1 pseudogene is annotated in these 340 nt (G+C 63.5%); it reads left to right on the forward strand.

The annotated features are described in order from the left end of the window. Positions 1-41: 41 nt before the first annotated feature. A pseudogene (locus D4754_RS24530) lies at positions 42-340 on the forward strand (terminase large subunit); the annotation flags it as partial.

Here is a 340-nt window from a genome sequence, read left to right on the forward strand (position 1 = left end):
AGCACTTCGCCACGCGGGTTATCGGGCAGATCCGCGGGGGCATGATCACCAATGCGCAATCGCTCCTGGTGATCATCACGACGCAATCGGAAATCCCGCCGCAGGGGGTGTTCAAGTCGGAGCTCGAATATGCGCGGGCGGTGCGGGACGGCGACATAACCGAACATGTTCGCATGCTGCCGGTGCTCTACGAGTTTCCGGAAGCGCTGCAGGCCGACAAGAAACAGCCCTGGCGAAACCCGCGGCTCTGGCCGGCGGTCCTTCCGAACCTCGGCGCCTCGATCACGATCGAGCGCCTGGTGCCGGAGTATCACAAGGCGGTCGACACGAGCGAGGATGA

This window comes from Chachezhania antarctica, from assembly GCF_003646465.1.
Lineage (GTDB): Bacteria > Pseudomonadota > Alphaproteobacteria > Rhodobacterales > Rhodobacteraceae > Chachezhania > Chachezhania antarctica.